This is a genomic window from Endozoicomonas sp. SESOKO4, assembly GCF_024606275.1.
Genome location: NZ_JAHHPS010000297.1, coordinates 1 through 1,593, shown reverse-complemented (window position 1 = coordinate 1,593; position 1,593 = coordinate 1). Strand labels below are relative to the sequence as shown.

Annotated in this window: 3 protein-coding genes; all 3 read right to left on the bottom strand. The window is 46.1% G+C overall.

The features are described 5' to 3' along the window. Window positions 1-241 precede the first annotated feature (241 nt). From tatC to tatA, 3 genes are read right to left on the bottom strand one after another with little or no spacing between them, the layout of a single operon-like run. Entirely contained in the window at window positions 242-988 is a 747-nt protein-coding gene (gene tatC / locus KDK16_RS05590; RefSeq protein ID WP_257275063.1) for a twin-arginine translocase subunit TatC, read from the bottom strand. A gap of 34 nt (window positions 989-1,022) precedes the next feature. After that, a complete protein-coding gene (gene tatB / locus KDK16_RS05585; RefSeq protein WP_257275062.1) occupies window positions 1,023-1,316 on the bottom strand; it encodes a Sec-independent protein translocase protein TatB in 294 nt (97 codons plus the stop codon). An 11-nt stretch (window positions 1,317-1,327) separates the two neighbouring features. After that, window positions 1,328-1,549, bottom strand: a complete 222-nt coding sequence (gene tatA, locus KDK16_RS13510; protein WP_368736450.1) for a twin-arginine translocase TatA/TatE family subunit — start codon at window positions 1,547-1,549, stop codon at window positions 1,328-1,330. Between the last annotated feature and the right edge of the window lie 44 nt (window positions 1,550-1,593).

The window sequence follows — 1,593 nt, the reverse complement described above, 5'->3', positions numbered from 1 at the left end:
TTGTCTATTACTCTAGCGTCTATTTGACGGTTTATAAAGCGTCTAATTGCCTATTTAGCTTCCGGCTAAATGTCGGTTTTATTTCTTTTTTTATTTTTTTTCTAATAAAAACAGTAGTTATGTGGGTTTTTTGGTTGCTTGAGTCTATGGTTTTTTGCAGGCCGAAAATGGCCTGCTACTCGCTTTAAATCTTGCCAGGCTTTCCCGATAAATACGGATCTTGACGCGGGTTCGTTCATTCTCAAGAAGACTTTTTCATAAAAGGCGTCATCCGGGCAAACAAAAGTCCAAGCTCAAACAACAGCCACATAGGTCCAGCCAGCAGGCTCTGGGATATCACGTCGGGTGGTGTCAGAAGCATACCGATCACAAAACAGCCTACTACGATGTAAGGACGTTTCCTGGACAGGGATTCAACGGTGCTAATGCCAGACCAGATCAGTAACAGTGTTGCGACAGGGATTTCGAAGGCCAGCCCAAAGGCAAAAAACAGTTTAAGAATAAAGTTCAGATAGCTGCTGATGTCAGTCATCATGGTGACCGTTTCAGGTCCGGTCGTGGTGAAGAAACCAAAGATCAATGGAAACACCACAAAATAGGCAAAGGTGACACCGGCATAAAAGAGTATGACGCTGGTTATGAGCAATGGGATGGCCAGATGCTTTTCATTCTTGTACAGGCCGGGAGCAATAAATCCCCAGACCTGATGAAGAATAAAGGGAATGGCCAGAAATAGGGAAAGTACCAAGCTGAGTTTAAATGGAGCAAAGAAAGGGGAGGCAACATCGGTGGCTATCATGCTGGTGCCTTCGGGCATCAACAAGCGCAGGGGTTCAGACACCAGCTCATAAATGTCATTGGAAAAGTAAAACAGTACGGCAAAGAACAGCAGGGTGACCACCATGCTTTTCAGTACGCGAGTTCGTAACTCAAGTAGATGCTGAATCAGGGGTTGTTCTGATTGAACCGTCGGGGTTTCAGTCTTCATAAATGTCTCGGCAGGCATCCAATAAAGGCAGCACTCAGGCCGCCTTTATGTTGGAATCGGATGGTTTGGAGGGATTTTCAGTGGCTACGGTTGCTTCTTGTTTCAGAGATCGAACCTGTTGATTCAGCTCGTCCAGCTGAAGATCCTGTTTGATCTCATCGACCTTTAGCTCTCTGTTAACCGTTTCTTTTATATTGCTGGCGCTGCTACGCAGGTAGTTGATCCACTGCAGGCCGGTTTTTATTGCGTGAGGTAAGCGCTCGGGCCCCAGAATCACCAGACCGAGTACCGAGATAACCAGCAGTTCGGCAAAGCCAATATCAAACACGCTGACAGTCCTCAGGCTTTGTTATGACTCAGTTCCCTGTTCTTGTCATTGTCCTGGTTATTGGTCGCAAGGTTTTCTGAAGAACCGGAGTCATCGCTGATGCTCTTCCTGAAACCCTTGATAGCTCCACCCAGGTCGCTGCCAAGACCTTTAAGTCGTTTGGTGCCAAACAGCATGACAACAATCAACAGTACGATTAACAGTTGCCAGATACTGATACCGCCAAGGCCCATAGTGATTCTTCCTTTATGATTCTTTGAAAGCGATCACTATAGCG